Raw genomic sequence first — 22,937 nt, 5'->3', positions numbered from 1 at the left:
GTCCGGTTCCCGGGACGGTGTTCGGCAGGTGGTGGGGTGAGGACGAGGGGGCGCGGTTGCGGCGCGGGTGTGGCGTGGCCGCTGGGTCAGAGCGGTCGCGGGGCCCGCAGCGCGCCGCCGAGGAAGAGCTCGGCGAGCGAGAACGCGGCGTCGCGCGGGGCCAGCCGGCCGTCCTGGATCGCCCAGCCGATCCCGGCCACCAGATCGAAGAAGGCTTCGCTGAGCCAGGCGGCGGAGAGCTCGACCCGGAACACGCCCTGCTGCTGCCCGCGCAGGAAGAGCGCGTGCATCCGGGCGATCTGGGACTCCCAGAGGTCGTTGACCCGGTCGTCGTCGTAGAGCTGGTTCTCGCCGGCGAGGAAGGCGCAGAGCGTGGCGTCCGGGACCACCGCGTCGACCAGGCGGCGGAGCGCGGCGTGCGGGTCGCCCTCCTCGACGGCGGCGGTGTCGAGCGCGGCACCGAAGCGTTGGAGCCCGAGCATGCCGACCTCGCGGATCAGCGCGTCCCGGCCCGGGAAGAGCCGGTGCAGGGTGGCGCGGCTGATGCCGGCGGCGCGGGCGATCTCGTCGAGATGGGCGGTCGGGCGGCGGGAGAGCACGCCGACGGCGGCTTCGAGAACGGAGTCACGGTCGGTGGCCATGAGCCGAGTCTACTCCGAATGAGACATGGATGTCTCATTATTATTCTCGGCGCTTCATCCGAGTCACTACTGCCCGCTGGATGAGGTCCGATGGAGGGTGTCCCGGGGCTGCCCGATGAGTGCCGTCCGATGAATGCCGCCAGGTGAGTGCCGCCCGGTGGGCGTGGAGCGGGCAGCAAAGAACCGGGGACGGCGAGTGCCGTCCCCGGTCGTCGGCGCCGCTGTGCGCGCGGCCGCCGGTCAGCTCTGGTTGTAGAAGCCGGTCTCGTCGAGCGGGCGGTCGATCACCATCACCTCGACGTCGGCCGGGGTGAGCAGGAAGACCCGCTTGGCGATCCGCTCGATGCCGCCGCGGGTGCCGAAGATCAGACCGGAGGCGAAGTCGACCATGCGCTTGGCCTCCGCCTCCTCCATCTCGGTGAGGTCCATGACCACCGGGATGCTCGCCCGGATGTGCTCGCCGACCGTGCGGGCCGCCTCGAACCCGGTCGGCCGCAGGGAGACGATCTTCGTCGGGGCGGGGGATGACGGTACCGTCTCCTGCTCGACCCACTCGTCGTCGTACACCGCGGCCGGGTAGTGCCCGGAGGGCATCAGCCACCCGTTGTGGTGCTCGTCGCGAAGTGCTCCCATGCCGCGCCTCCCTGCCTCTGTTCCGTACAGGTCCCCCGGTGCGCGTGTCCTTTTGACACGTCATCCACTCGTCGGAACTGTCCGAGTATCGCACTGATCACCGGTGTCGTGCCCGCTCGCGCGGTCCGTACGAGTCGCGCCGCGCCGGGGCCCGGGGTGGACCCGGGCACCAGTTGCGACGCGGGGGAACGGCGTACGGTTGCGCGCGTAGACCATATCGGTCGGGGTCACCGCGCAATTGACCTTCTGTCAACAATGCGGAAACGATTTCACACGGGACCGACAACAACCCCGGCCGGCCGAGCGGATCCGGGTGTTCCGCGCGCCCGGCGCGTCGGATCGGACGCCCGGCGCTCAGTCAGTAACCGCGCGCCGACGCCGGGCGGCGGCCCGTCCGACCTGGGCCAGGGTCGCCAGCCCGAGCAGCCCGAGGGCCCCGACCGAGAGCAGGAAGCCGGTCGACCCGGGCTCGCGTGCGGTGGCCGCCGCCGCGACGTAGACCGCGGTGACCGGGATCACCCCGAGCGCGGTCGCCCCGATGAAGGAGCCGAACCGGACCCCGGAGACGGCGGCGCCGTAGTTGGCCGCCTGGAACGGCAGGCCGGGGAACAGCCGGAGCAGCAGGACGCTGCGGAACCCCCGGTCGGTGAAGTGCCGGTCCAGTGCCAGCAGCACCCGCCCGCGCAGCAGGCGGCGCAGCGCGTCCTGCCCCAGGCAGCGGGCGAGCCCGAAGGCTGCCGCCGCGCCGAGGGTGGTGCCCAGGACGGCCAGCAGCAGGCCCTCCTGCAGTCCGAGCAGCAGCCCGGCGGCCGCGTTCAGGGCGGGCCGGGGGAAGAACGCCACCGTTCCCACCGCGTACACCGTGGCGAACAGGGGGCCGCGCCAGTACCAGGGCATCCCGTGGGTGAGGCCGCCGTCGAGCAGGGCGGTGGGGCTCCACAGCAGCAGCGAGCCGGCCGCCGCGCCGAGGATCGCCACCAGCAGGGCGAACCGGGGCCAGGGCGAGCGGGCCGGTCCTTCGGCGGGTCGGTCCGCCGCTCCCTGGGCGCGGGCCTGGGCGGGGAGGTCGGCGCTGGCCCGGGTGGGGACCCGGGCGGCGGCCGGAGTCGTGGGGTCGGCGGGAGCCGGTCCGTGCGCCGGGGCGGGTCGGTCGGCCACTGCGGGTCGGTCGGCCACTGCGGGTCCGTCGGCCGCGGTGGGGCCTGGCGGCGGCGGGGAGGTCACGGGTGCGGGCACCGTTCGAGCGTAACGGGGCCGGTCGCCCGTCCGGGACGCGGGTGGCCCCGGGCGGGCGACCGGCCCGGGCTCAGCCCCGGGTGGTGGGCACGGAGCCGTAGAACCACCACTGGTTGAGCCCGTAGGTCTGCGGCCACTGGATCACCGGGGCGCCGTCCGCCGTGGAGGCTCCCCGGACGTCCAGGTTGAGACCGCTGTTGACGTTGGTCAGGTTGTAGACGCCGGCGTGGTGGACGAGGGTCTGGGTCCACTTCTGGTTGGCCCCGCCGTTGCAGGGCCAGATGACGGCCTGCACGCCCCCGTCGGTGCTGGAGCCGGGGATGTCCAGGCACTTGCCGCTGGCCACGCTCACCAGTTCGCCGGCGTCGGTCCAGTACCACTGCTGGTTGGTGCCGCCGTTGCAGGTCCACTGCTCGACGAGGGTGCCGGAGGCGGTGCTCTGCCCGGTGACGTCCAGGCACTTCTGGGTGTCGGAGGGATTGGCGGTGATGACCGTCGTCGGAGTGGTGGCGGTGTTGCCCGCGGGGGCTTCGGGGGCTCCGGGGGCTCCGGCGGTGGTGGTGGCGGAGCCGGTCGGACGGGCGGTGGTTCCGGGACCGGTGGTTCCGGGGCCGGTGGTTCCGGGGCCGGTGGTGGTGGCCGTGGCGGTGGCCGGCGTCGCGAGGACGGCGGTGAGGGTGAGGGCGAGGGCGCCGGTGGCGAGTGCGGCGGCGGAGCGAGGGCGGGTCATGGGGGTTCCCCTCGATGGATGGCTTCGAGGACGCGGTGCCGAGAAGACCGACTGCCGGCGGCCCGAAGAGGTTGTACGCGATGTGACGAAAGGTTAGAAGCCCGCCCGCCGATCCGGCCCCGGGCGCGCGGGGGCCGGGCACGCGGTGTGCGTGCCCGGCCCGGACGCGGCCGGCCCCGGGGCCCTCGCCCAGGGGTGCTGTCGGGGTCAGCCCGCGGCGGAGTCCGGCGCGAGGCCCCGGGCCGCCGGCGCGTCCACGACCGGCCCCCGGGCGCCCGGTGCGCCCGGCCCGGCCGGCGCGGAGTCGGCCGGGGGCCGGCTCTCCGCCCGGCGCAGCGCGCCCGCCCCGAGCAGCAGGGCGAAGGAGAGCGCGGTCACCACCCCGAAGGAGACGGTGAGCGAGGACGCCTGGGCCAGGCCGCCGACGATCGCCGGCGCGACCAGCCCCGAGGTGTAGGTGACGGTGGCGACCCCGGCGATGGCCTGGCTGGGGTTGTCGCCGATCCGGCCCGCCGCCGCGAAGGCCAGCGGGACGACCACGGCGACGCCGATCCCGATCAGCGCGAAGCCGGGGATGGCGAGCGCGGGCCGGTCCGCCACGACCACCAGCAGGCCGCCGGTGGTGGCGACGGCGCCGCTGAGCCGGGCCGCCCGCACGGCGCCCAGGCGGCGGATCACCGCGTCGCCGGCCAGTCGGCCGACCGCCATGGTGAGTGCGAACGCCGTGTACGCCGAGGCCGCGACGGTCGGCGAGGCGCCGGTGACGTCGCGCAGGTAGACGCCGCTCCAGTCCATCGACGCGCCCTCCGCGAACACCGCGCAGAAGCCGACCAGCCCGATCAGCAGCGAACTGCGCGGCGGCAGCGCGAACCTCGGCGGCTCCTCGGCCTGCTCGGGCGCGCGCAGGTCGGGCAGGGCGGCGCAGACGGGCTGGGCGAGGGCCACCAGCAGGACCGCCGCCAGGGCGAGCTGGAGCCGGGGGTCGATGGTCCCGTGGGCCGCGAGGATGCCGATTCCGGCGGCCACCAGCCCGCCCGCGCTCCACATGCCGTGCAGGCCGGACATGATCGAGCGGCCGATCCGCTGCTCGATCTCCACGCCCTGGGCGTTCATCGCGACGTCCGACATGCCCGCCGTCGCCCCGTAGGTCAGCAGGGCGAGGCAGAGCACCGGCAGCGAGGGCGCGAGCACGGGCAGGGCGACGCTCAGACAGCAGAGCGAGAGCAGGACGCGCACCGCGGCCCGCCCGCCCCAGCGGTGCACGAAGCGGCCGGCCAGCGGCATCGCGAGGGACGAGCCGATGGCCGGCATCACCAGGGCCAGTCCGAGCTGGCCGGGGGAGAGGCCGAGGTGGTGCTGGATCCAGGGGATCCGGCTGACGAAGGTGCCGCCGACGGCGCCGTGCACGGCGAAGACGAGGGCCACGGCGACGCGGGCCCGGCGGGCGGCGCCCGGCGTGCCCAGGAGTGCTGGTTCTGTGGTCGGGCTGGTGGTCATCCGGCTCTTCCCTCCCCACCGCGTGCCGTGGCGGTGCCCCGGGTGGTGGTTTCGATGGTCCTGCTGTCGGCTGCTGTTGTCAGCCCTGGTGATTCCTCGGCCCGGCTCCGGGAGGCCCCTGGTGACGGCTGCCGTCCGCCGAGCCGCCGTCCCGGGGTCGTCGTACCGGGACGGTCGCCGGTCCGGACGAGGTGCCGGGCCGACGGTTCGATAAATTATCAGGAAGGGACCCTAATAGAAACACTCTGGAAGGATGTCCGGCCATGACCACCGCGCGCACGGCCACGCCGAGCACCGCCCGGGCGATCAACGACCGCCTGGCGCTCGATCTGCTGCTCGACCAAGGACCACTCACGGCGACCGAGCTGCGCGAGCTCACCGGGCTCTCCCGGCCCACCGTCGCCGACCTGCTCGACCGGCTCGGCCGCGGCGGCCTGGTCGCCGTCGTCGGCGAACGCGGCGAGCAGCGGCGCGGCCCCAACGCCCGGCTCTACGCGCTGGTCGCCTCCCGCGCCCACCTCGCCGCCTTCGACGTCCGTTCCGGCGGGGTCTCGCTCGTCGTCGCCGACCTGACCGGGCGGACCCTGGCCGCCGCCGACCTCCTGGTCGAGGACCCCGGTGACGACGCCGCCGCCCACCGCGCCGCCGCCGAACGGATCGTCCGCACTCTGCTCGACACCGCCCGCCGGGCCGAGGCCCCGCACCTGCACACCGTCGCCGTCGGCGCCCCGGGCCTGGTCGACCCCGCCACCGGCCGGCTCCAGTCCACCGGCGAACTGCCCGCCTGGCACGCCGACCTCCTCGCCGCGCTGCGCGAGCTGCCCGGCACCGAGGTCATCCTGGAGAACGAGGTCAACCTCGCCGGGCGGGCCGAGTACCGGACCGGCGCCGCCCGGGGGCGGGACGACTTCGTGCTCGTCTGGCTCGGTCACAGCGTCGGCGCCGCCGTCGTCCTGAACGGCAGGCTGCGCCGGGGTGTCGGCGGCGGCGCGGGCGAGATCTGCTTCCTGCCCGTACCCGGCACCACGGCGTTGCCCAGCGCGAGCAGCTGCGAGGGCGGCTTCCACAGCCTGGTCGGCAGTGCGGCCGTCTGCGCGCTGGCCCGGGCCCACGGACTGCCCGCCGACCCGGCCGACGACGCGGCCGCCGCCGAGGGCGCTGTCCGGGCCGCCCTCGACGCGCTCGGCGACGGGCGGCCCGGTGAGGCGTTCCTGGACGAGCTGGCCGAGCGGATCGCGCTCGGCACCTCGACTGTCTGCGTCGTCCTCGACCCGGGCTGCGTCGTCCTCGGTGGCGAGATCGGTCGGGCCGGCGGCGCCGAACTGGCCGCCCGGGTGGAACGGCGGCTCGCCCGCCTGTCCCCGGTGCGCACCGAAGTCCGGGCCGGCGAGGCGGGCGGCGGCGCGGTACTCGGCGGCGCCGTGCTCACCGCCGGCGACGCGGTCCGGCGCGACCTGTTCGGCGAGCCGTAGGGGGTGTGGGGACCCTCGGGGGGGCCGGGGGCCGGGGGCCGGGGGACGGAGCGACGGAGGGCAGCGGGCCTCGGGGGCTCGGGGAAGCTCGCGGGGTCGGTGGGGGGCGGTGGTGGGGCGAGCGGGCGGCTTTGCAAAGACGCACTTTGCAAAATGGCTCCGGGTGGGGCGGTAGGGCTTCCAAGGCGGGTCGATGGCACTTTGCAAAATGGCTCCGGGCGCGGGTTCTCGGGGGGACGGGTGCCCGGAAGGGTCGGGCCTTCACGGGGTGGGCGTCCGGTGCGGCAGGATGGGCGGCGGGCCGGGGCCGTCCGACCGCCGGTCGGTCCGACCGGCGGTGCGCTCTCCCGGCGGACCGCCCGTCGGTCCGCTTGCCCGCCGGATCGTCCGAACCACCGTCAGGAGTCGCAACCATGGGCCACCCAGGGGCACCGGCCAACCCGTACCGGATCGGCGAGGCCGCCGCGCTGCTCGGCGTGAGCGCCGACACCATGCGGCGCTGGGTGGACGCGGGCCGGGTCGTCGCCGAGCGCGACGAGCACGGCCACCGGATCATCGCGGGTGCCCGACTGGCCGCGTTCGCGCGCGAGCTGGCCCGCCCGGAGACCGCCGCGGCCGAGGGGCGTCCCTCCTCGGCCCGCAACCGCTTCCCCGGCATCGTCACCGCCGTGGTGCTGGGCGACGTCGCCGCCCAGGTGGAGATCCAGGCCGGGCCGTTCCGGGTCGTGTCGCTGATCAGCCGGGAGTCGGCGGAGGAACTGGAGCTGGTGCCCGGTGCCCCCGCGACGGCTGTCATCAAATCGACCAATGTGATGATCGAACGACGATGATCGACTGAGTCGGGGTCACTCGGCCGGTCGAGCCCGATCGGTCGAGCCTGGCCGGTCGAGTCCCGATCGGCCGGGTCCGGGTCACCGAGCCCGACCGAGCCCGGTCGACATCGACCGCCATCGGTCGACCTCGACCGACACCGACCGAGCCGCACCCGCCGACGAGAGGACCGCCCGATGCCCCACCCGCCGCTGCCGTCCACCCAGAGCGCCGTCCTCGCGATCGAGGCGACGGCCGCCCGGCACGGCCGCGAGGTGCGGACGAGCCACGACATCGGCCGTGACCGAACCTTCGCCGGATTCGTCGGCGGCGACGGCGCCGGTGCGGACGAACTGGCCGCGATACCGCACGAGGCGCTGGTCGAGATCGCCGGTCGGCCCGAGGTCACCGTGCGGCTCTTCGTCCACGACGAGGCCGTGGTCACCGTGGAGCACGTGCCGTTCGACGTCCCGCGTGACAGCGTGCCGGCCTTCCTGGACGCCGTCTGGACCGGCCTGGTCCACCTGCGGCAGCGCACCTTCCCGCCCTCCTGCACCATGATCGTCACCGTGCCGGGCGAGCCGAGCTACCGCGAGGCCGTCACCGCGCTCACCCTGACGCCCTGGCTCGCCGCCAGACTCCGCTGACCGGACCCGTCCGACCGGCATCCGTCCGACCCGCACCCGTCCGACCCGCACCCGTCCGACCCGCACCCGTCCGACCCGCACCTGCCCCTCCCGCACCCGCCCCTCCCGCCGACGAGCCGAACGATGAACGGACCGATGACCGCTTCCGCCGCCCACCGCCCCGTGCTCGCCGTCGCCCACCGCGGCGACCCCTACCGCCACCGCGAGAACACCCTCCCCTCCGTCGAGTCCGCGTTCTCCGCCGGCGCCGACGCCGTCGAGGTGGACGTCCGGCTGACCCGCGACCGGGTCCCGGTCCTGCTGCACGACGAGACCCTCGAACGGCTCTGGGACGACCCGCGCCCGCTCTCCCGGCTCACCGCCGACCAGCTCGACGGGATCGGCGGCGGCCGGTACCGCGTCCCCACCCTCGCCGAGGCGCTGAAGACGACCGCCGCCACCCCCGGCGGCCGGCTGCTCATCGACCTCGACGACGCCGGCCCGGTCGCCGCCACCTGGGAGGTGGTCGTCGGCCTCGGCGCCGAGCGGCGGGTGGGCTTCTGCGGCCCGGCCACCGCGATGCTGGCCGTCCGGGCACTCGCGCCCGGCGCCGAGATCGCGCTGACCTGGAAGCAGCCCCGGCTGCCCGCCCGCGCGCTGCTCGACGACCTGCGCCCGCGCTACGTCAATCCGCCGTTCGGCCTCGCCACCCCCGAGTTCACCGCCGCCGCCCACCGGGCCGGGCTGGAGGTCTCCACCTGGACCGCCGACCTGCGCCGCACCATGCGCAAGCTGGGCGCGGCCGGTGTCGACTCGATCACCAGCAACCGGATCGCCCTGCTGCGCGCCGTCCTGGACGGCCGCCGGTGAGCGCACGGGAGCGGCCCGGCGGCGCGCCGGCCGAGGGCGGGGTACTGGGGAAGCGGGCGCTCGGACGGGCGCTGCTGGCCCGCCAGCACCTGCTGGAGCGGACCACCGTCACCCCGATCGCCATGATCGGGCACCTCGGCGGCCTCCAGGCCCAGGCCGCCCCGCAGCCGCCCTACCTCGGCCTGCTGTCCCGCCTCGACGGGTTCGCCCCCGAGGCCCTCACCGAGCTGATCGAGAGCCGCCGGGTGGTGCGGATCGCCCTCCAGCGCGGCACCATCCACCTGGTCACCGCCGAGGACTGCCTGACCCTGCGTCCGCTGCTGCAGCCGGTGCTCGACAAGACCCTGCGCACCGCCTTCGGCAAGTGGCTGGTCGGCCTCGACCTGGACGCGCTCGCCGCCGAGGCCCGCGTCCTGGTGGAGAAGGAGCCGCGCACCTTCCAGCGGCTCGGTGCCGAACTCGCCGCCACCCGCCCCGACCGCGACCCGGCCGCGCTCGCCCAGGCCGCGCGGGCCCTGCTGCCGCTGGTGCAGGTCCCGCCGCGCGGCCTCTGGGGCCGCGGCGGCCCGGCCGCCCACACCACCGCCGAGTCCTGGCTGGGCCGGTCGCTCGACCCAGGGCCCTCGCTCGATTCCGGGCTCCCGCTCGATCCCGGACCCGCGCTCGACGACCTCGCCCTGCGTTACCTCGCGGCCTTCGGCCCGGCCACCGCCGCCGACCTGCAGAAGTGGTGCGGCCTCAGCGGACTGGGCCCGGTCCTGAAGCGGCTCGCCCCCCGCCTGGTCACCTTCCGGGACGAACACGGCCGACTGCTCCACGACCTGCCCGAGGCGCCCCGGCCCGACCCGGACACGTCGGCCCCGGTCCGGCTGATCGCCCCGTTCGACAACCTGTTGCTGTCGCACGCCGACCGCACCCGGGTGCTGCCCGAGGAGTACCGGCCGCGGGTGATGACCCAGAACGGCATGGTGCTCGGCTCCCTGCTGGTGGACGGCCTGGTGGCCGGCAGCTGGCGGCTGGTCGAGGAGCGTTCCGGTGCCCGGTCGCTGACGGTCCGCCCGTTCGGCGGGCCGCTGGACCCGTCCGACCGGCGCGCCGCCCTGGCCGAGGCCGAACGGGTGCTCGCCTTCGCGGGCGGCGACGGCGAGGTCCGGTTCGACGCCGCGGGGTAGCGGGGAGCAGGGCCGCGCAGAGCGGCGGTAGCGCTGGCGTCCGGTCCCCGGACGGCCGTTCGTGGCGGGGTGACCCAATGGGGTGGTTCGACGGCGAGTGCTCTGTATCCGCACCGGAGGGCTGGCTTCAATCGGTCCAGGCCCCGGGCGGCGGCCGCACAGCGCGCGTTCGATCTGATCATCTGTTGGGATGGGGCTCACCTGCACCGATCGCCCGACGGGGGCGGAAGGCGGATGACGGGAGGAACGGATGCCGGGGGAGAACCCACCCGAGCCGCGGCCGGTCGACCACCGCCGCCCCTACCTCATGCTGCCGCCGTCCGTCCGGGCGGCCGCCGCCTGGTCCGCGGCGGTCGTACTGCTCATCACCGTCGCCTCGCTGGTCGTCTTCGCCCTGGTCGAACTGCGGGCCGCGACCGTGCCCGTCATCCTGGCCCTGCTGGGCACCTCGCTGCTCTACCCGGTGATGCCGTGGATGGTCCGGCGCGGGGTCAGCCGCTCGGTCGCCGCCGGGCTCACCTGCGCCGTCCTGGTCACCGCCGTGGGCGCTGTGATCGCCCTGCTGGTCAACTCGCTGGTGCACAGCGCCCCACAGATCGCCGACGCGCTGCAGGAGGCGGGCGACCGCCTCGCCGGGTGGCTCGGCCCGTTCGGCGAGAAGCTCCGGCACGTGCTGGACAACGCCCAGGGCGAGACCGACCAACTGGTCTCGACACTCACCAACGGCGTGCTCTCCGGTCTCGGCCTGGCCACCCAGATCGCCACCGGCGGCGTCCTGGCCCTCGCCCTGGTCTTCTTCTTCCTGCGGGACGGCCACCGCACCGGCGAGGTGATCCGCTCCTACCTGCCCGCCCGCAGCGCGGAGACCGTCGTGCTCTGCGGCGAGCGCGCCTTCGACGCGATGGCCGGCTTCATGCGCGGCACCACCCTGATCGCGCTGATCGACGCCCTGTGCATCACCGTCGGCCTGCTCGTCCTCGGCGTCCCCGGCGCGCCCGGACTGGGCGCCCTGGTCTTCATGGGCGCCTACATCCCGTTCGTCGGGGCCTTCCTGTCCGGGGCCGTGGCCGTCCTGGTCGCCCTCGCCGACGGCGGGCTCGGCACGGCGCTGTGGGCGCTCGGCGTCGTCGTCGCCGTCCAGGCCATCGAGGGCAACATCCTCCAGCCGGTGATCCAGAGCCGCACCGTGGAGCTCCACCCGGGCACCATCATGGTCGCGGTGGTGGCGGGCGCGGGGATCGCCGGCATCATCGGCGCCCTGCTGGCGGTGCCGGTCTGCGCCGCCGGGCTCGGTGTCGTCTCCGTGCTGCGCGGCGCTCCCGGGCGGGGCCGCCGAGGGGACCGGGACGGCGGGGCGTCACCCGGCGGCGGCCCGCCTCCGGACTCAGCTCCGCCCCCGACCCCCGCTCCGGCCCCGACACCCGCGCCGACCCCGGCCACGGGCCCGGAGGTCCGTCAGGAGTAGGCGAGCGGACGGCCGCTCCGCAGCGTGTACTCGGCGGCGCGCAGGAACACCGCGGCGTGGAAGGCGGTGTCCAGGTCCGCCGTCCAGGGCCCCGGGGAGACGGCGGCCACGGCGGCCGCGCGGGTGTCGAACCACCGGCCGATCTCCAGGTTGTCGCAGTGCTCGGGAATGCCGGGCGGCAGCGCGAGCAGGTCGGCGAGCTGCCGGGCGGCGGCGAGCGTCCGGTGCGCGTCGCCGACCGCCGTCATGTCGTTGTAGGCGCACTCCACCGGCAGCAGCACCGGCGTCTCCAGCTCCATCGGGAGCAGGACGTCCCAGCCGAGCAGGGCCTCCAGGGTGCCGTCCCCCAACTGCCGGCAGAACGCTTCGAAGCCGGCTATCGGCCGGTAGAGCTTCTCCTCGAAGTGCTGCCCCGATCCGGCCCGGAAATCCCTCGTCGGCGGGCACACGAACGGCGACAGCCCCCGCCCGGCCAGAACCGCGTCGAGCTCCCGGGCGACCGGCCCGAGGACTTCCTCGTCGAGCCAGTCGTCGGCCTCGACACTCACCAGATAGATACCCATGCCGAGGACGGTAGGCCACCCCACCGACAGTGGGCCGCGGGTGGTGGCTTGCCCCTGGCGGGACGGGTGGGGGAGAGTGCTTCGCGCACGGTTCTACTGTCGAAGTGTCAAGAGAACGGGGTGGGAAAGCCGATGGTGATCGAACGGGTCGTGGTGTCGGACGGTGCGGCCGGGCCGTACGGGGTGGCGGTCGGGCCCGACGGCGGGGTGTGGTTCACGCTGGTGCACGCCGGGGAGGTCGGGCGGCTGGCGGCGGACGGGACGGTGACCCGCTACCCCCTCGACCGCCCGGACTGCGGTCCCGCGGTGATCGTGGCGGGGCCGGACGGGGCCCTCTGGTTCACCCGGATGCGGGACCACCGGATCGGCCGGATCACCGTGGACGGCGAGGCTTCCTCGTTCGCGCTCCCGACCGCGGACTGCGGGCCCTACGGCCTCGCGGCCGGACCGGACGGCGCGCTGTGGTTCACGGAGATGAGCGGGGACCGGATCGGGCGGATCACGGTCGACGGCGAGGTCACCGAGTACCCGCTGCCGGTGGCGGGCGCCTTCCCCTCGATGATCGCCGCCGGGTCGGACGGCGCGCTGTGGTTCACCCTCAACCAGGGGAACGCGATCGGGCGGATCACCGTCGAGGGCCGGACGAGCCTGCACCCGCTGCCCACCGGGGGCGCGGCCCCGGTCGGCATCACGGCGGGCCCCGACGGCGCCGTCTGGTTCGTCGAGATCGGCGCCGGCCAGGTGGGCCGGATCAGCGTGGACGGCGAGGTGACGGAGTACCCGCTGCCCGATCGCGAGGCCCGCCCGCACGCCGTCACCACGGGCCCGGACGGCCGGCTCTGGTTCACCGAGTGGGCCGCCGGCCGGATCGGCTCCCTCACGTCCGACGGCGCGTACACCGGGTACGGGCTGAACGGCGGTTCCGGTCCGGACGGCGGCTCGGAGCCGGACGGCGGGGGCCCGGCCGCCGAACCGCACGGCATCGCCGTCACCCCGGACGGCACCGTCCACGTCGCCCTGGAGCTGGGCGCGATCGCCCGACTGGTCGGCTAGCTCCGCAGGACAGGACAGCGGGCACGGCGGCGGGCACGACGGCGGACAAGGCGGCGGGCACTGCCCAGGGCACGACGGCGGGCACCGCGTACCCGGCCGGTCGTCACGGGTCGGTGCGGAGTTCCCCGGCGAGGGCGCAGAGGGCGGCCCGGTCCGGGCGCCCGGTCTTGGCGAGGAGGCTGGCCAGGTGCTTCTCCACCGTGCGCGGTGAGATGGAGAGCTTGCGGGCCAGTTCCTGGTTGCCCGGACGCTCGGCGAGCAGGACGAGCACCTCGTACTCGCGGACCGTCACCCCGCAGCTGCGCAGTCCGGCCGGGACGGCGTCGCGGCCGCCGCGGTGCTGGGCGACGCTGGCGCCGGCCCGGCGCAGCAGGGTCCGGCAGGCGGCGGCCACCGGCTGGACCTCCAACTGGTGGAAGTACTCCTCGGCGGTGCGCAGCCAGGTCACCGGGTCGCCCCAGCCGTCGGCGAGCGCGGCCTCGGCGGCGAGCCGCAGCGCGAGGTGGTGGGCCAGCGGGAAGGACGCGGCGCCCGGGCCGGCCTCGGCGACGGCGCGGGCTGCGTCGGCGGGGCGGCCCTCGCGGCCGAGCAGTACGGCGTCCGCGAACCGCAGGAACTGGCGGTTCCAGGCCAGGTCGGCGGCGGGTGCGGCGGCGGCCCGGTCGAGGGCGGCGCGGTCCCAGCGGCCCTCGACCACTTCCAGCAGCGGGTGCAGGCCGTGCCGGCCCGCCAGGTAGAACACGCTGGGGTGCTCCTCCTCCCAGGCCAGCCCGGCGGCGAGCTCGGCCCGGGCGCCGGTGCGGTCCTCGGCCAGCAGCGCGCCGACGGCCCGGCACAGTCCGTAGCGCAGCGGGGTGAGGAAGGACTCCTCGCCGCCGGCCTGCCGGAACCGGGCGAGTTCGCGCTCCATCTCGCGGGTGCGGCCGAGGTGGGCGGCGAGGGTGGCGGAGGAGAGCAGCAGGTAGCGGTGGGCGGCGAGGTTGTGCAGCCGGGCGGTGGCGTCGAGACAGCGGTCGACGATGCTGCGGGCGGTGTGCCACTCGCCGCGCATGACCGCGTTCATGGCGAGCAGTCCGTCGAGGGTCTGGGTGAGGACGATCGCGCCGAGCCCGGCGGCGGCCTCCCGGGCGCGTTCCAGCCGGGTGCCGTCGCCGGTGCGCATGAAGGCGTTGGCGCCGAGCCGGAGCATCGCCTCGACCCGCCAGACGGGCAGGGCGTTGGCCTCGGCGACGGCGAGCATGCGTTCGAGGCAGGCGTCGGCGGCGTCGAAGCCCTGTTCGCGGGCGAGCAGGGCGAGCAGTTGCCACGCCTGGCAGGCGACCACCGGGAGGCCGGAGCGTTCGGCGACCTCGGCGGCGCGGCGGGCGCGCCGTTCGGCCTCGGCGAGGCGGGCGACGGTGGGTCCGGCGGGCGCGGTCGGACCCGGGGGCGCGGTCGGTCCCGGGGGCGCGGCGGGCTCGGGGGTTTCGGCGCCGGTGCCACTGTCGGTCGGTGCCGGGCCGTGGTCCGGCAGCAGGGCGAGGTGGCCCTCGACCACCGCCAGCGCGGCGTCCTGCTCGGGGAGCGGCCGGCCCGCGGTGAGCGCTCGCGCCGCGGCCACCTGGGCCACCGCGTCCGGGCCGCGTTCGGCCATCACGGCCGCCCAGGCGAGCCGGGTGTGCAGCTCGATCCGGCGCTCCACGGCCGGGGTGGGGAGCGGCCGCCGCGCCTCGCCGGCACCGGGCGCGGTGGGTGAGGCCGGCCCGGAGGAGGCCGCCGGTCCGGGCTGCGGGACCGGCGGCAGGGTGCGAGCCAGCTCGAACGCCCGGTCCAGCTGCCCGGATTCGGCCAGTGCCGGGAGCAGCCGCTCGGTGACGCGGGCCCGTTCGGCGTCCGCGGCGAGTTCGTGGGCGCGTTCCAGCAGGACCACGGCGGAGCCGGCCGCCCCGGCCTCCAGCACCCGCCGGCCGGCCTCCGCGAAATGCACGGCCGCCCCGGCCCGATCACCGCTCGCCAGGAGCAGTGAGGCGACCAACTGGCGCCGTTCGTCCGCGAGTTCTGGGTCGGCGCGGACGATGGCGCGGGCCGCGCGGCGGGCCAGGGCGGCGCGTTCGGCGGGGGCGAGGGCCGCGGTCACGGCGTCGGCGGTCAGCGCGTGCCGGAAGGCGTAGCGGTCCGGTGCGGAGCCGTCGGGCACGATCACATTGGCCTCGGAGGCCGAGCGGAGGTGGCTGAAGAGGGTCCGGTCGTCGTAGCCGGTGATCAGCTGGACGGTGGTCACCGAGAACCGGCTGCCCAGGGTGGCCGCCGTGAGCAGCAGTTCCCTCACCTGTGGGTCGAGTTGGTCGATCCGGTGGCCCCAGCTGCGGACGATGGTGCTCGGCACGCCGGGACGGGAGCCGTCGGCCAGCAGCCAGCGGTCGTCCTCGGCGCGTCGCAGCGCGCCCCGGTCCAGCAGGTCGGAGAGGAGTTCCTCGACCAGGTAGGGGCAGCCGTCGCCGCGTTCGACGAGGTGCTCGACCAGGGGGGCCGGCAGGTCACCGGGCCCGTCCTCCAGGATGGCGGCGGCCAGTGCGGCGACCTCGGCGGGCGGCAGCGGCGGGAGTTCGGCGACGGTGGCGGCGCGGCGGCGTTCGGCGGCCCGTACCAGCTCCAGGGCCGGGCCCGGTTCGGCCCGCAGGGTCGCGAGCAGCAGGACGGGGAGGCCCGCCAGGTTGTCGACCAGGTACTCCAGGACGGCGACGGTCTCGGCGTCGGTGTCGTGGAGGTCCTCCAGCAGCAGGACGCAGCCCTGGTCGCGGCCGAGCACCGCGAGCAGTCGGAGCAGGGCCTCGGCCAGCTCGACCACGGTCTCCGGGTAGGCGCCCGCGCCGGCCGCCGGTGCGGCGTCCCGCCACTCGGGGACGAGCCGGGCGAGCGCGGGGCGGTAGGGGGCGAGTTCGGGGTCGGTGGGGGGTCCGGCGGCCCGGAACCGTGAGGACAGCGCCTCGATCAACGGGCGGAACGGCGTCACCGTGCCGGTCGAACTGCCCCGTCCGCGCAGCACCGGCAGCCCCAGCCCGTACGCGTGGTAGGCGCATTCCCCGGCCAGCCGGGACTTGCCGATGCCGGCCTCACCGAGCAGGAAGACCGCTCCGCCGGCCCGCTGCCGGGCAGCGGCCAGCGCGCCGCCGAGCATCGCGAGCTCCGCGGCGCGGCCGACGGTGATCGACGACGTGGTGCGCATGGGCGCAGGCTACTTGACCGGGATTCCGTTCTGAAGTGCGGTGAATCGGTCACGAAGCAGACACCGTGTCAACACCGGGTGGTTGCCGTACGACCACAATCGGGGCGCGGGGCCGCCACCGGCCGGTCCGGGCGCGGGCGGTGGGGCGGGGTGGCGGGGTCCGCCGCCGAGGGGCTGCCCGGTCCTCGGCGGCGGACGGTCCGGCCGGTCGGGCCGGTGGTGGCACACAGGGTCCGGCCGTTCCCGCACGGGTCCGAGCGAGTCCGAAAGGGTCCGAACGGAAGGGACGGGAGCGGTGACGGGTCAGGAGACCCGATGGGGCATCAGAAGGGGGTGGTCATGGTCGGGAACTCGACGATCGGCGGGATGGCGCCGCCGGTCCCGGCGAGCAGGTGGGAACGCAGGCCCAGACCGCCGCCCGCGCGCAGGCGGATCTCGCCGGCCGGGTGGTCGGCCGTCTCGCCGGGGCGGACGGCGGATTGCGGCAGGGTGAGCCGCTCGTCGTGGCTGTGCATGGGTGGGAGCTCCGTTCGTGACGGTGATCGATGGTTCGGGAACGAGGACGTCGTGCGGGCGGCGCCGGTTCGGTCGGGATGGCCGGGACGGGTGCTGCGGTTGCTGACAGTACTGCTGATGGTGCGTCGGTGCGGTACGCCCGGGCGGCCGTGGGGGGAGCGTCCGGGCGGATGTGGGGGCGGTCGGGGCACCGGGGGCCGCGGCGGCCCGCCGGGGCGGTCAGCGGAGCGCGACCGGGCTGCGCGGTCCGCCGGGGGTACGGAGGGAGCCGGCGGCGGCCGGGGGACCGGGGAGCCCGGTGTCGGAGAGCCGCGCCGTGCGGCGGGCCGCCCGGTCGGGTCGGGGCGCCGCCGGGGCGAGCGGGCGGAGCAGCAGGGCCGACGGGACCTGCTCGGGGAAGCCGAGGCGGAGCAGCCCGTGGCCGATCCCGGCCAGGCCGGTGAGCAGTCCCGGGTGCGCGACGTGGTCGGGTGTGCCGGACCGCGCGCCGTCCTGGTCGACGGCGGCCAGCAGGGCGCCGGCCCGCCGGACCCACGGGGTGCGGCCGGCGGCGGGGCCGTGCCGGCCGAGCAGTTCCAGTACCCCCAGCTCGCCGTGGCACAGACTGTGGTCGCCGAGCGCGGTGGCGCGGGCGGTGTTCCGGACGGCCCGTTGGGCCCAGTCGGCGAGATCCCGGTCCGCGAGCGCGAGCGGGCTGTCGAGGACGGCGAGCGCGATCCCGGGGCGGCCCCGGCACCAGGAGCCCTCGCGGGAGCGGACGGCGGTGGCCGCGCGCAGGGCGGCCAGGCCGGCCCGGTGGTGCGGGCCCTCGGCGGGCTCGCCGGTGGCCTCGGCGTAGCGCAGCAGGGCCCAGCCGATGCCGGCGGATCCGTGGGCGAAGCCGGCGGTGGCGGGGAGGGGCCGCTCGGCGAGCCGCTCGGCGCAGCGCTCGGCGGCGTCCCGCGCCTCGGCCGGGCTGATCGATCCGGCGCGGTCGTCCCCGGTCCGCTGGTCGTCCCCGGCCCGCTGGGCGGCCCCGGTCGCGGACAGCGCCCCGGCGTGGACGGCGAGCAGGGCCGCGAGCCCGCCGGCGGTGCCGCTGTGCACACCCGGGTCGGCCTCGCCCTCGGCCGCCGCCACCGTGAGCGCGACCGCCGACCCGGCCCACGCGGCGATCGCCGGATCGTCCAGGAGCCGGGCGAGTTCGGCGAGCGCGTAGGTGATGCCGCCCAGTCCGGCGAAGGCGCCTGAGCCGACGGCGGCCGGGTGGCCGGGGTGGGCGCCGAGGGCGTCGAGCAGTCCGGGGACGGGCGCGAGGGCCCGGCGGGCGACCTCGGCGTAGCGGTCGGTGCCGGTGAGCGCGGCCAGCTGGGCGAGGAAGAGCGCGGTGCCGGTGTACCCGCCGGCGAGGTCCGCGCCGAGCGGCCGGACCCGCCAGTGGCGGTCGGCGAGGAGTTCGAGCCCGAGCCAGTTGGTGCGGGACCGGCCCTGGTAGGCGGCGGCGACGAGCTGGTCGCCGAGCCCCCGGGCGGCGGCGAGCAGCCGTTCGGGCTCGGGCGCGGTGGCCCAGACGTTGTCCGGCACCGGACGCCCGGGCCGGTGCGCGGGGGTGTCGGCGGCGCCGGCCATGGCGGCGCGGACGATCCACTCCTGGTCCTTGCGGTCGACGGCGCCGAGGGCGGCGAGTTTGGCCTCGACCCGGGCCAGCCCCGGTTCGGCGAGCTCGCCGGGCAGTCGGCGGCCGCCGGAGGTCCACAGGTCGCGGGTGCCGGGCCGGGCGGTGAACAGCGGCACGTCGCCGGTCCAGAGGTCGGCGATCTCGTGCTCCGCCAGCCCGGGGCGGCCGGGGTCGTCGACCGCGTCGGTGCGCAGCAGGTCGAGCACGGCCTGCCGGGCGCCGCCCTCGCGCAGCACGTCGGGGTGGGTGGACTCGTCCAGCAGCCGGGCGTAGACCCTGGTGGCCCGGGGGACGACCCGCACCTCGGCGTCCGCGAAGGCGCGCAGCAGCCCGCGCGGGCCGGTGAGGTCGTCGCGGCCGGCGGCGAGCGCCGCGTACCCGGCGCGGAAGCCGGCCACCAGGGCCTCGGTGTGCTCGGCGGGCTCGACCTGGGCGCCGCCGAGCCAGGGCCGGTTGTGCGCGGCGCCGAACGGGCGCGGGCGGCGCACCAGCCGCATCTCGTCGGTGCCGGCGCCGGCCCAGTCCACGCCGTCGACCGGGGAGAGCCGCCGTCCGGTGGCGCCGCCGCCGATGCCGGAGACGTCAGCGGCGCCGTCGTCGCCGATCAGCAGCTGCGGCAGCAGGCCGACGCGGTGGACGGACTCGGCGAGCGCGCGGGCCGCCGGGTCCTCGTCGGGGTCCGCGGCATCGGCGGTGGCGGTACCGGCGGTGCCAGTGGTGTCGGTGTCCGGGCCGGGGCGGGGCTCGCCCGCCGGCGGGTGGAACAGCGTCTCGACGTCCACCAGGACCGGATGGTCCCCGCACGCGACCAGGTTCTCGAAGTGCGTGTCGGTGCCGTCCAGGACGTGCAGCAGCGCGAGCAGCGCGCCCTGCCGCCGGTAGAACCGCTCGACGTCGTAGTGGGTCAGGCAGGGCCGGGCCTCGGCGAACTCGGTCCAGCCGTGGGTGCCCCGGTCGAGCAGGCCGAGCGCCCGCAGCCGGGGCACCCCGGGCTGGGCGGCGTACCAGCCGAGGAGGGTGTTGAAGTGCCGGTGCGCGGCGGCCGGCCGGGGGCGGTGGACGACGGCGGCGCCGTTGGCGAAGTGCAGCAGGGCGACGGCCCGGCCGCGCCGGTGGCGGTCGCCGGCGTCGGCCGTGACCGCCAGCAGTGAGCCCGGGTCGCGGCCGCGCAGCAGCCCGGCGACCAGCAGCGCCCGGTCGGTGGCGAAGCGGTCCAGCAGTTCGGCGTGGGCGTCGGCGGCGTCGAGACAGGCGCGGGCGAGCAACCGGGCCAGGACCGGGTAGTCGCGCAACAGCGCGGCCAGGCCCTCGCGGCGGGCGGTGAGCGCGAGGAACGAGCGGAACCGCTCCTGCGGGGTGCCGCCGGCCAGCCGTCCGGCCGCCCGGGCCGTGTGGAGCTCCAGGACGAGGGTGCGGGCGGCGGTCCGGGCCAGCCGTTCGGTGAGCCGCGCCGTGAACTCGGCGCGCAGCGCGGGCAGGTCGATCCGGCCCGCCTGGTCGGCCGCCCGTACGGCGGGGGTGAGCGCGGTCAGCAGCCGGACCTGCGCGCGGTCGGCGAAGGGCTGGAGGACGAGCGCGAAGCCGCTCAGGCCCGGGTAGGCGGCGCGCGGCACGACCGGGCGGACGGGCGCGGCGGCCACCGCGGCCTCGGTGAACGCGGCCCAGTCCGGGCGGGTGGCGGGCGCGGGCCGGCCCGGTGTCAGTCCCCGCTCCCACCACGGCGGGCCGCCGGCACGGGGGGACCGGAGACGGGCGTGGTGGGAGCGGGGAGTCTGTGAGGGGTGGGGCTGGTTCGGTTCGGGTGCCGCCGTCCCCGCCGCTTCCGCCGTCGGGGCGGGTGCGGCGGGGACGGCGGATCGTGCGGCTCCTGCGGGTCGTGCGGCTCCGGGGACCGGTGCGGGGAAGTCGCCGGGCATCGGAGTGTGCGGGAACGGTATGGCCGCGGGAACCGCCGTTGCGACCGGGCCCTGAACCGGTCCTGCGCCCCCGTCGGGGCGCGTGCTGCGCACGGCGTTCACCTCTGCCACCACCGCACCTCCGATGCCGGGAGAGGGCCGCGCTGCCGTCGAAGGCGCTGCCCTCGTTGCTGATCCTGTCGTTGGGGCGGTTGCCGGGGCATGGGGGACGTGCCCCCATCTTTGTGCCGCTCGGCCCGCACGATCCGCCGGACCCCCGCCGATGGAGGGGGCGTTCCGGATAGCCGGGTCCGGTCCGGCCGGAGCCCTGACGGACCTCGGACGGACCCCGCCCGGGGGTCCGGACGTCCGCTAACGGCGGGCGAGGAGGAGTTGGGTGGCCGTGGCGGGGCGCCCGTTCATGGTGAGTACCGGGAGCTCCCGCGCGTCCACCGGGGCGAAGCCGGCGAACAGCCCGTCCAGCCAGTCCCGGGTGTGGTGGCGGCAGACCGCCCCGTCGTCGGTCTCGAACACGCCGAACCGGCCGAAGCGCGGCTCGAAGCGCCGGTAGCGCTCCTGGTTCCGCTCGTCCGGCTGGAGCACGTAGTCGCTGACGTGCAGCAGCCCGCCCGGTCGCAGGACCCGGTGCAGCTCGGCGACCAGGGCGCGCTGGGCGTCGTCGTCGGGCACGCAGGTGAGGACGGCGAACAGGAAGGCCGCGTCGTAGCCGCCGTCCGGCCGGTCGAGCCGGGGCGGGTCGGTCAGCACGGTGAAGCGGGCGGCGGGTTGTTCGGTGCGGGCCCGGGTGATCAGCTCGGGGGCGACGTCCACACCCTCGACGTCGCGGAAGCCGAGGCCGGTCAGGTCGCCCACGAGCCGGCCGTAACCGCAGCCGTAGTCGAGCACGGCGGCCGCGGGGTCGGTCCGGGCCGCCCAGGAGGCGTTGAGCGGGTGGCCGAAGGTCTTGGTGGTCCCGGTGGAGTTCCAGTACGCGGACTGGTCGTCAGGTGCCGACATGGCCCGATGATGGCACGCCCGGGTGACGGTGGTGCACCTGGGGTGAGTGGGGCGTGCGTGCGGCGCGGTACGAGGGCGGCACCCGGAGTCCGGAGCGGCGGGGCCGGGCGGCAGGGGGAGACGGGGGTGGGCGCGGGGTCGGTACCCGGGCCGGTGGGCGCGGGCCGATGGGGCCGTTCGGCCCTTCCCGCTCCTCCGGCGGCGGGGGATCGTGAGCGCCGCGCCGGTGTGCGGGCCCGCCGGGAGCGGGTCGGCGCGGGCAGGACGACAGCGCGGCGGAACGGGAAGAGGGCCTGAGGTGGGCGAGTTGGTCACGATGAGGGTGTGCGAGGGGATGTCGCGGGGCTTCGCGGCCGAGGCGGGAGCCCGGATCGCCGCCGTGGTGGGCGGGGCGGACGCCCTGGTGGAGTCGTTGCGGCTCCGGATCGGGACGCTCGGCACGGCGGCCTCCCCGGGCACCGTGCCCTGGGTCCCGGGCGCGCCCGGGGTGCTGGCCCAGGTGAACGCCGAGGTGGACGGACGGCGGATCCGCGTCCAGGAGGCCGCTGCCGACCTCGGCGAGGCACTGGACCGACTCGCGGACGGGCTGCGGACCCGGATGACCGCCGTCACCGCCGGGTGGACGCCCCGGCCGTGGCCGCGCCGGACGCGCACCCGGGGACTGCCGGCGGCCGCCGGAGCCGGTGGCCGGGGCGGTCCCGGGGCCGCCGCCCGACTCGACCCGCCCTCCCCGGCCGGCCCCGGGCGCATAGTCCGGCGCAAGCGGCCGCAACTGGTCTGGTGCTCCCCGGACGCGGCGGCCCGCACCATGGACGCGATGGACTACGACATCCACCTGTTCACCGACCCGGCCACCGAGACCGACGCGGTCGTCTTCCGGGTCGGCCCGACCGGCTACCGGCTGGCCCGCACGGTGGCCGCCGGACCGCCCACCCGGCCGGCCGTTCCGATGACCCTCAGCCCTTGCGGGGCGCCGGAGTTGAGCGAGGAGCAGGCCGTCGAACGGCTCACCCTCGCCGAACTGCCCCATCTGTTCTTCGCCCAGCCCGGTTCGGGGCGCGGCCGGGTGCTCTACCGGCGCTTCGACGGAGGTCTCGGCCTGATCGGGGCCGCCCTGTGAGCGACGAGTCCGTCCGCCACCGACTGCGGGCGCTGCGCCGCGCCGCCGGTCCGCCACCGCCGCTCCGGCGGCCGGGCCCGGTCCGCCCCCGACCGCCGGCCGAGGCGCCGATCCGCGAACTGGTGCCGCTGGAGCGGGCCGAGGCGCTGCGGCTGCTGGGCGGCGCGCCGTTCGGCCGGGTCGTCTTCACGGTGCGGGCGCTGCCCGCGATCCGCCCGGTCAACCACCTCCTGGTCGACGACACCGTGGTGATCCGCACCCACGAGGGCGCCGCGCTCACGGCGGCAGTCCTGGGGGACGAGGACATCGGCGTGGTGGTCGCCTACGAGGCGGACGCGATCGACCCGGTGACCAGGCTGGGCTGGAGCGTGGTGGTCACCGGCTTCGCCCGGCCGGTCACCGAGCCGGCCCGACTCGACCGCTACCGGGCGCTGTTGAGCCCTTGGGTGGACGGCTCGATGGACCACATGGTGGCCATCCAGCCGGACCTGGTGGCCGGGTACCGGCTGGTGGCGGGGACTGCCGCGGCCTCCTGAACCGGGGGCGGGTCCGGGTCCGGGTCCGGTGCGGCCGGTGCGGTCGGGGGAGCGTCGACTCTCCCGGCCGCACCGGCCGTTCGGCGTGCACCGCGCCGGGCGGGCGGCTCGGAGGGCGGGCATGCGGCCGGGCGGGGACGCGGGGACGCGGGGACGCGGGCACGCGGGCGGGCGGCGGTCCGGGCCCGGCCGCCGGGCCGGTGGTGGTCCTGGCCGGCGGTCC

At 76.5% G+C, this 22,937-nt stretch carries 19 protein-coding genes; 9 read left to right on the top strand and 10 right to left on the bottom strand.

Going from position 1 to position 22,937, the window contains the following annotated elements; genetic code table 11:
• Window positions 1-86: 86 nt before the first annotated feature.
• The 5 genes from ACIQ9P_RS34030 to ACIQ9P_RS34010 all read right to left on the bottom strand — a co-directional run bounded on the left by ACIQ9P_RS34030 (window position 87) and on the right by ACIQ9P_RS34010 (window position 4,737).
• Window positions 87-641 carry a TetR/AcrR family transcriptional regulator gene (locus ACIQ9P_RS34030; protein WP_402365126.1) on the bottom strand — a complete coding sequence of 185 codons (555 nt, stop codon included), beginning with the start codon at window positions 639-641 and terminating at the stop codon, window positions 87-89.
• A gap of 240 nt (window positions 642-881) precedes the next feature.
• A complete protein-coding gene (locus tag ACIQ9P_RS34025) occupies window positions 882-1,274 on the bottom strand; it encodes a cell division protein SepF (RefSeq protein ID WP_402365124.1) in 393 nt (130 codons plus the stop codon).
• Between the two features lie 354 nt (window positions 1,275-1,628).
• Window positions 1,629-2,432 (bottom strand): TVP38/TMEM64 family protein, encoded by an 804-nt coding sequence (locus ACIQ9P_RS34020; protein WP_402365122.1) that lies wholly within the window; start codon window positions 2,430-2,432, stop codon window positions 1,629-1,631.
• 148 nt (window positions 2,433-2,580) lie between these two features.
• Window positions 2,581-3,240 (bottom strand): RICIN domain-containing protein, encoded by a 660-nt coding sequence (locus ACIQ9P_RS34015; RefSeq protein ID WP_402365120.1) that lies wholly within the window; start codon window positions 3,238-3,240, stop codon window positions 2,581-2,583.
• A 207-nt stretch (window positions 3,241-3,447) separates the two neighbouring features.
• Window positions 3,448-4,737, bottom strand: coding sequence for an MFS transporter (locus ACIQ9P_RS34010; protein WP_402365118.1), 1,290 nt, complete (start codon window positions 4,735-4,737; stop codon window positions 3,448-3,450).
• Window positions 4,738-5,000: 263 nt separating this feature from the next.
• Between ACIQ9P_RS34010 and ACIQ9P_RS34005 the strand changes: the two genes are divergently transcribed.
• The 6 genes from ACIQ9P_RS34005 to ACIQ9P_RS33980 all read left to right on the top strand — a co-directional run bounded on the left by ACIQ9P_RS34005 (window position 5,001) and on the right by ACIQ9P_RS33980 (window position 11,152).
• Window positions 5,001-6,209 (top strand): ROK family transcriptional regulator, encoded by a 1,209-nt coding sequence (locus ACIQ9P_RS34005; protein ID WP_402365116.1) that lies wholly within the window; start codon window positions 5,001-5,003, stop codon window positions 6,207-6,209.
• Window positions 6,210-6,622: 413 nt separating this feature from the next.
• Window positions 6,623-7,039 (top strand): molybdopterin-binding protein, encoded by a 417-nt coding sequence (locus ACIQ9P_RS34000; RefSeq protein ID WP_030398575.1) that lies wholly within the window; start codon window positions 6,623-6,625, stop codon window positions 7,037-7,039.
• Window positions 7,040-7,216: 177 nt separating this feature from the next.
• A complete protein-coding gene (locus tag ACIQ9P_RS33995) occupies window positions 7,217-7,666 on the top strand; it encodes a hypothetical protein (RefSeq protein WP_402365114.1) in 450 nt (149 codons plus the stop codon).
• A 135-nt stretch (window positions 7,667-7,801) separates the two neighbouring features.
• A complete protein-coding gene (locus tag ACIQ9P_RS33990; RefSeq protein ID WP_402365112.1) occupies window positions 7,802-8,515 on the top strand; it encodes a glycerophosphodiester phosphodiesterase in 714 nt (237 codons plus the stop codon).
• Entirely contained in the window at window positions 8,512-9,687 is a 1,176-nt protein-coding gene (locus ACIQ9P_RS33985; RefSeq protein WP_402365110.1) for a winged helix DNA-binding domain-containing protein, read from the top strand. The genes ACIQ9P_RS33990 and ACIQ9P_RS33985 overlap by 4 nt, the downstream gene beginning before the upstream one ends.
• Before the next feature lie 250 nt (window positions 9,688-9,937).
• On the top strand, window positions 9,938-11,152 hold the full coding sequence (locus tag ACIQ9P_RS33980) for an AI-2E family transporter (protein ID WP_402365108.1): 1,215 nt from the start codon (window positions 9,938-9,940) through the stop codon (window positions 11,150-11,152).
• Here ACIQ9P_RS33980 and ACIQ9P_RS33975 read toward each other — a convergent pair.
• Complete coding sequence (locus tag ACIQ9P_RS33975; RefSeq protein ID WP_402365106.1) at window positions 11,143-11,715, bottom strand: hypothetical protein; 573 nt, start codon at window positions 11,713-11,715, stop codon at window positions 11,143-11,145. The genes ACIQ9P_RS33980 and ACIQ9P_RS33975 overlap by 10 nt on opposite strands.
• Before the next feature lie 132 nt (window positions 11,716-11,847).
• On the opposite strand from ACIQ9P_RS33975, the gene ACIQ9P_RS33970 reads away from it, so the two are divergent.
• Window positions 11,848-12,768, top strand: a complete 921-nt coding sequence (locus ACIQ9P_RS33970; RefSeq protein ID WP_402365104.1) for a virginiamycin B lyase — start codon at window positions 11,848-11,850, stop codon at window positions 12,766-12,768.
• Window positions 12,769-12,871: 103 nt separating this feature from the next.
• Here ACIQ9P_RS33970 and ACIQ9P_RS33965 read toward each other — a convergent pair whose 3' ends face one another.
• From ACIQ9P_RS33965 to ACIQ9P_RS33950, 4 genes are all read right to left on the bottom strand, one after another.
• Entirely contained in the window at window positions 12,872-15,973 is a 3,102-nt protein-coding gene (locus tag ACIQ9P_RS33965; RefSeq protein WP_402365102.1) for an AAA family ATPase, read from the bottom strand.
• A 323-nt stretch (window positions 15,974-16,296) separates the two neighbouring features.
• The gene (locus ACIQ9P_RS33960; protein WP_402365100.1) at window positions 16,297-16,488 is read right to left on the bottom strand and encodes a hypothetical protein; all 192 of its coding nucleotides are present in this window, start codon (window positions 16,486-16,488) and stop codon (window positions 16,297-16,299) included.
• Between the two features lie 220 nt (window positions 16,489-16,708).
• Window positions 16,709-19,786, bottom strand: coding sequence for a type 2 lanthipeptide synthetase LanM family protein (locus ACIQ9P_RS33955; protein WP_402365098.1), 3,078 nt, complete (start codon window positions 19,784-19,786; stop codon window positions 16,709-16,711).
• A gap of 627 nt (window positions 19,787-20,413) precedes the next feature.
• Complete coding sequence (locus tag ACIQ9P_RS33950) at window positions 20,414-21,058, bottom strand: class I SAM-dependent methyltransferase (protein WP_402365096.1); 645 nt, start codon at window positions 21,056-21,058, stop codon at window positions 20,414-20,416.
• 316 nt (window positions 21,059-21,374) lie between these two features.
• Between ACIQ9P_RS33950 and ACIQ9P_RS33945 the strand changes: the two genes are divergently transcribed.
• A complete protein-coding gene (locus tag ACIQ9P_RS33945; protein WP_402365178.1) occupies window positions 21,375-22,178 on the top strand; it encodes a sigma 54 modulation/S30EA ribosomal C-terminal domain-containing protein in 804 nt (267 codons plus the stop codon).
• A 110-nt stretch (window positions 22,179-22,288) separates the two neighbouring features.
• Window positions 22,289-22,714, top strand: coding sequence for a pyridoxamine 5'-phosphate oxidase family protein (locus ACIQ9P_RS33940; protein ID WP_402365176.1), 426 nt, complete (start codon window positions 22,289-22,291; stop codon window positions 22,712-22,714).
• Window positions 22,715-22,937 lie beyond the last annotated feature (223 nt).

Source organism: Kitasatospora sp. NPDC094019 (genome assembly GCF_044764505.1).
GTDB lineage: Bacteria > Actinomycetota > Actinomycetes > Streptomycetales > Streptomycetaceae > Kitasatospora.
The sequence above is the reverse complement of the archived record's forward strand: the minus strand, read 5'-3'. Positions and strand labels throughout refer to the sequence as shown.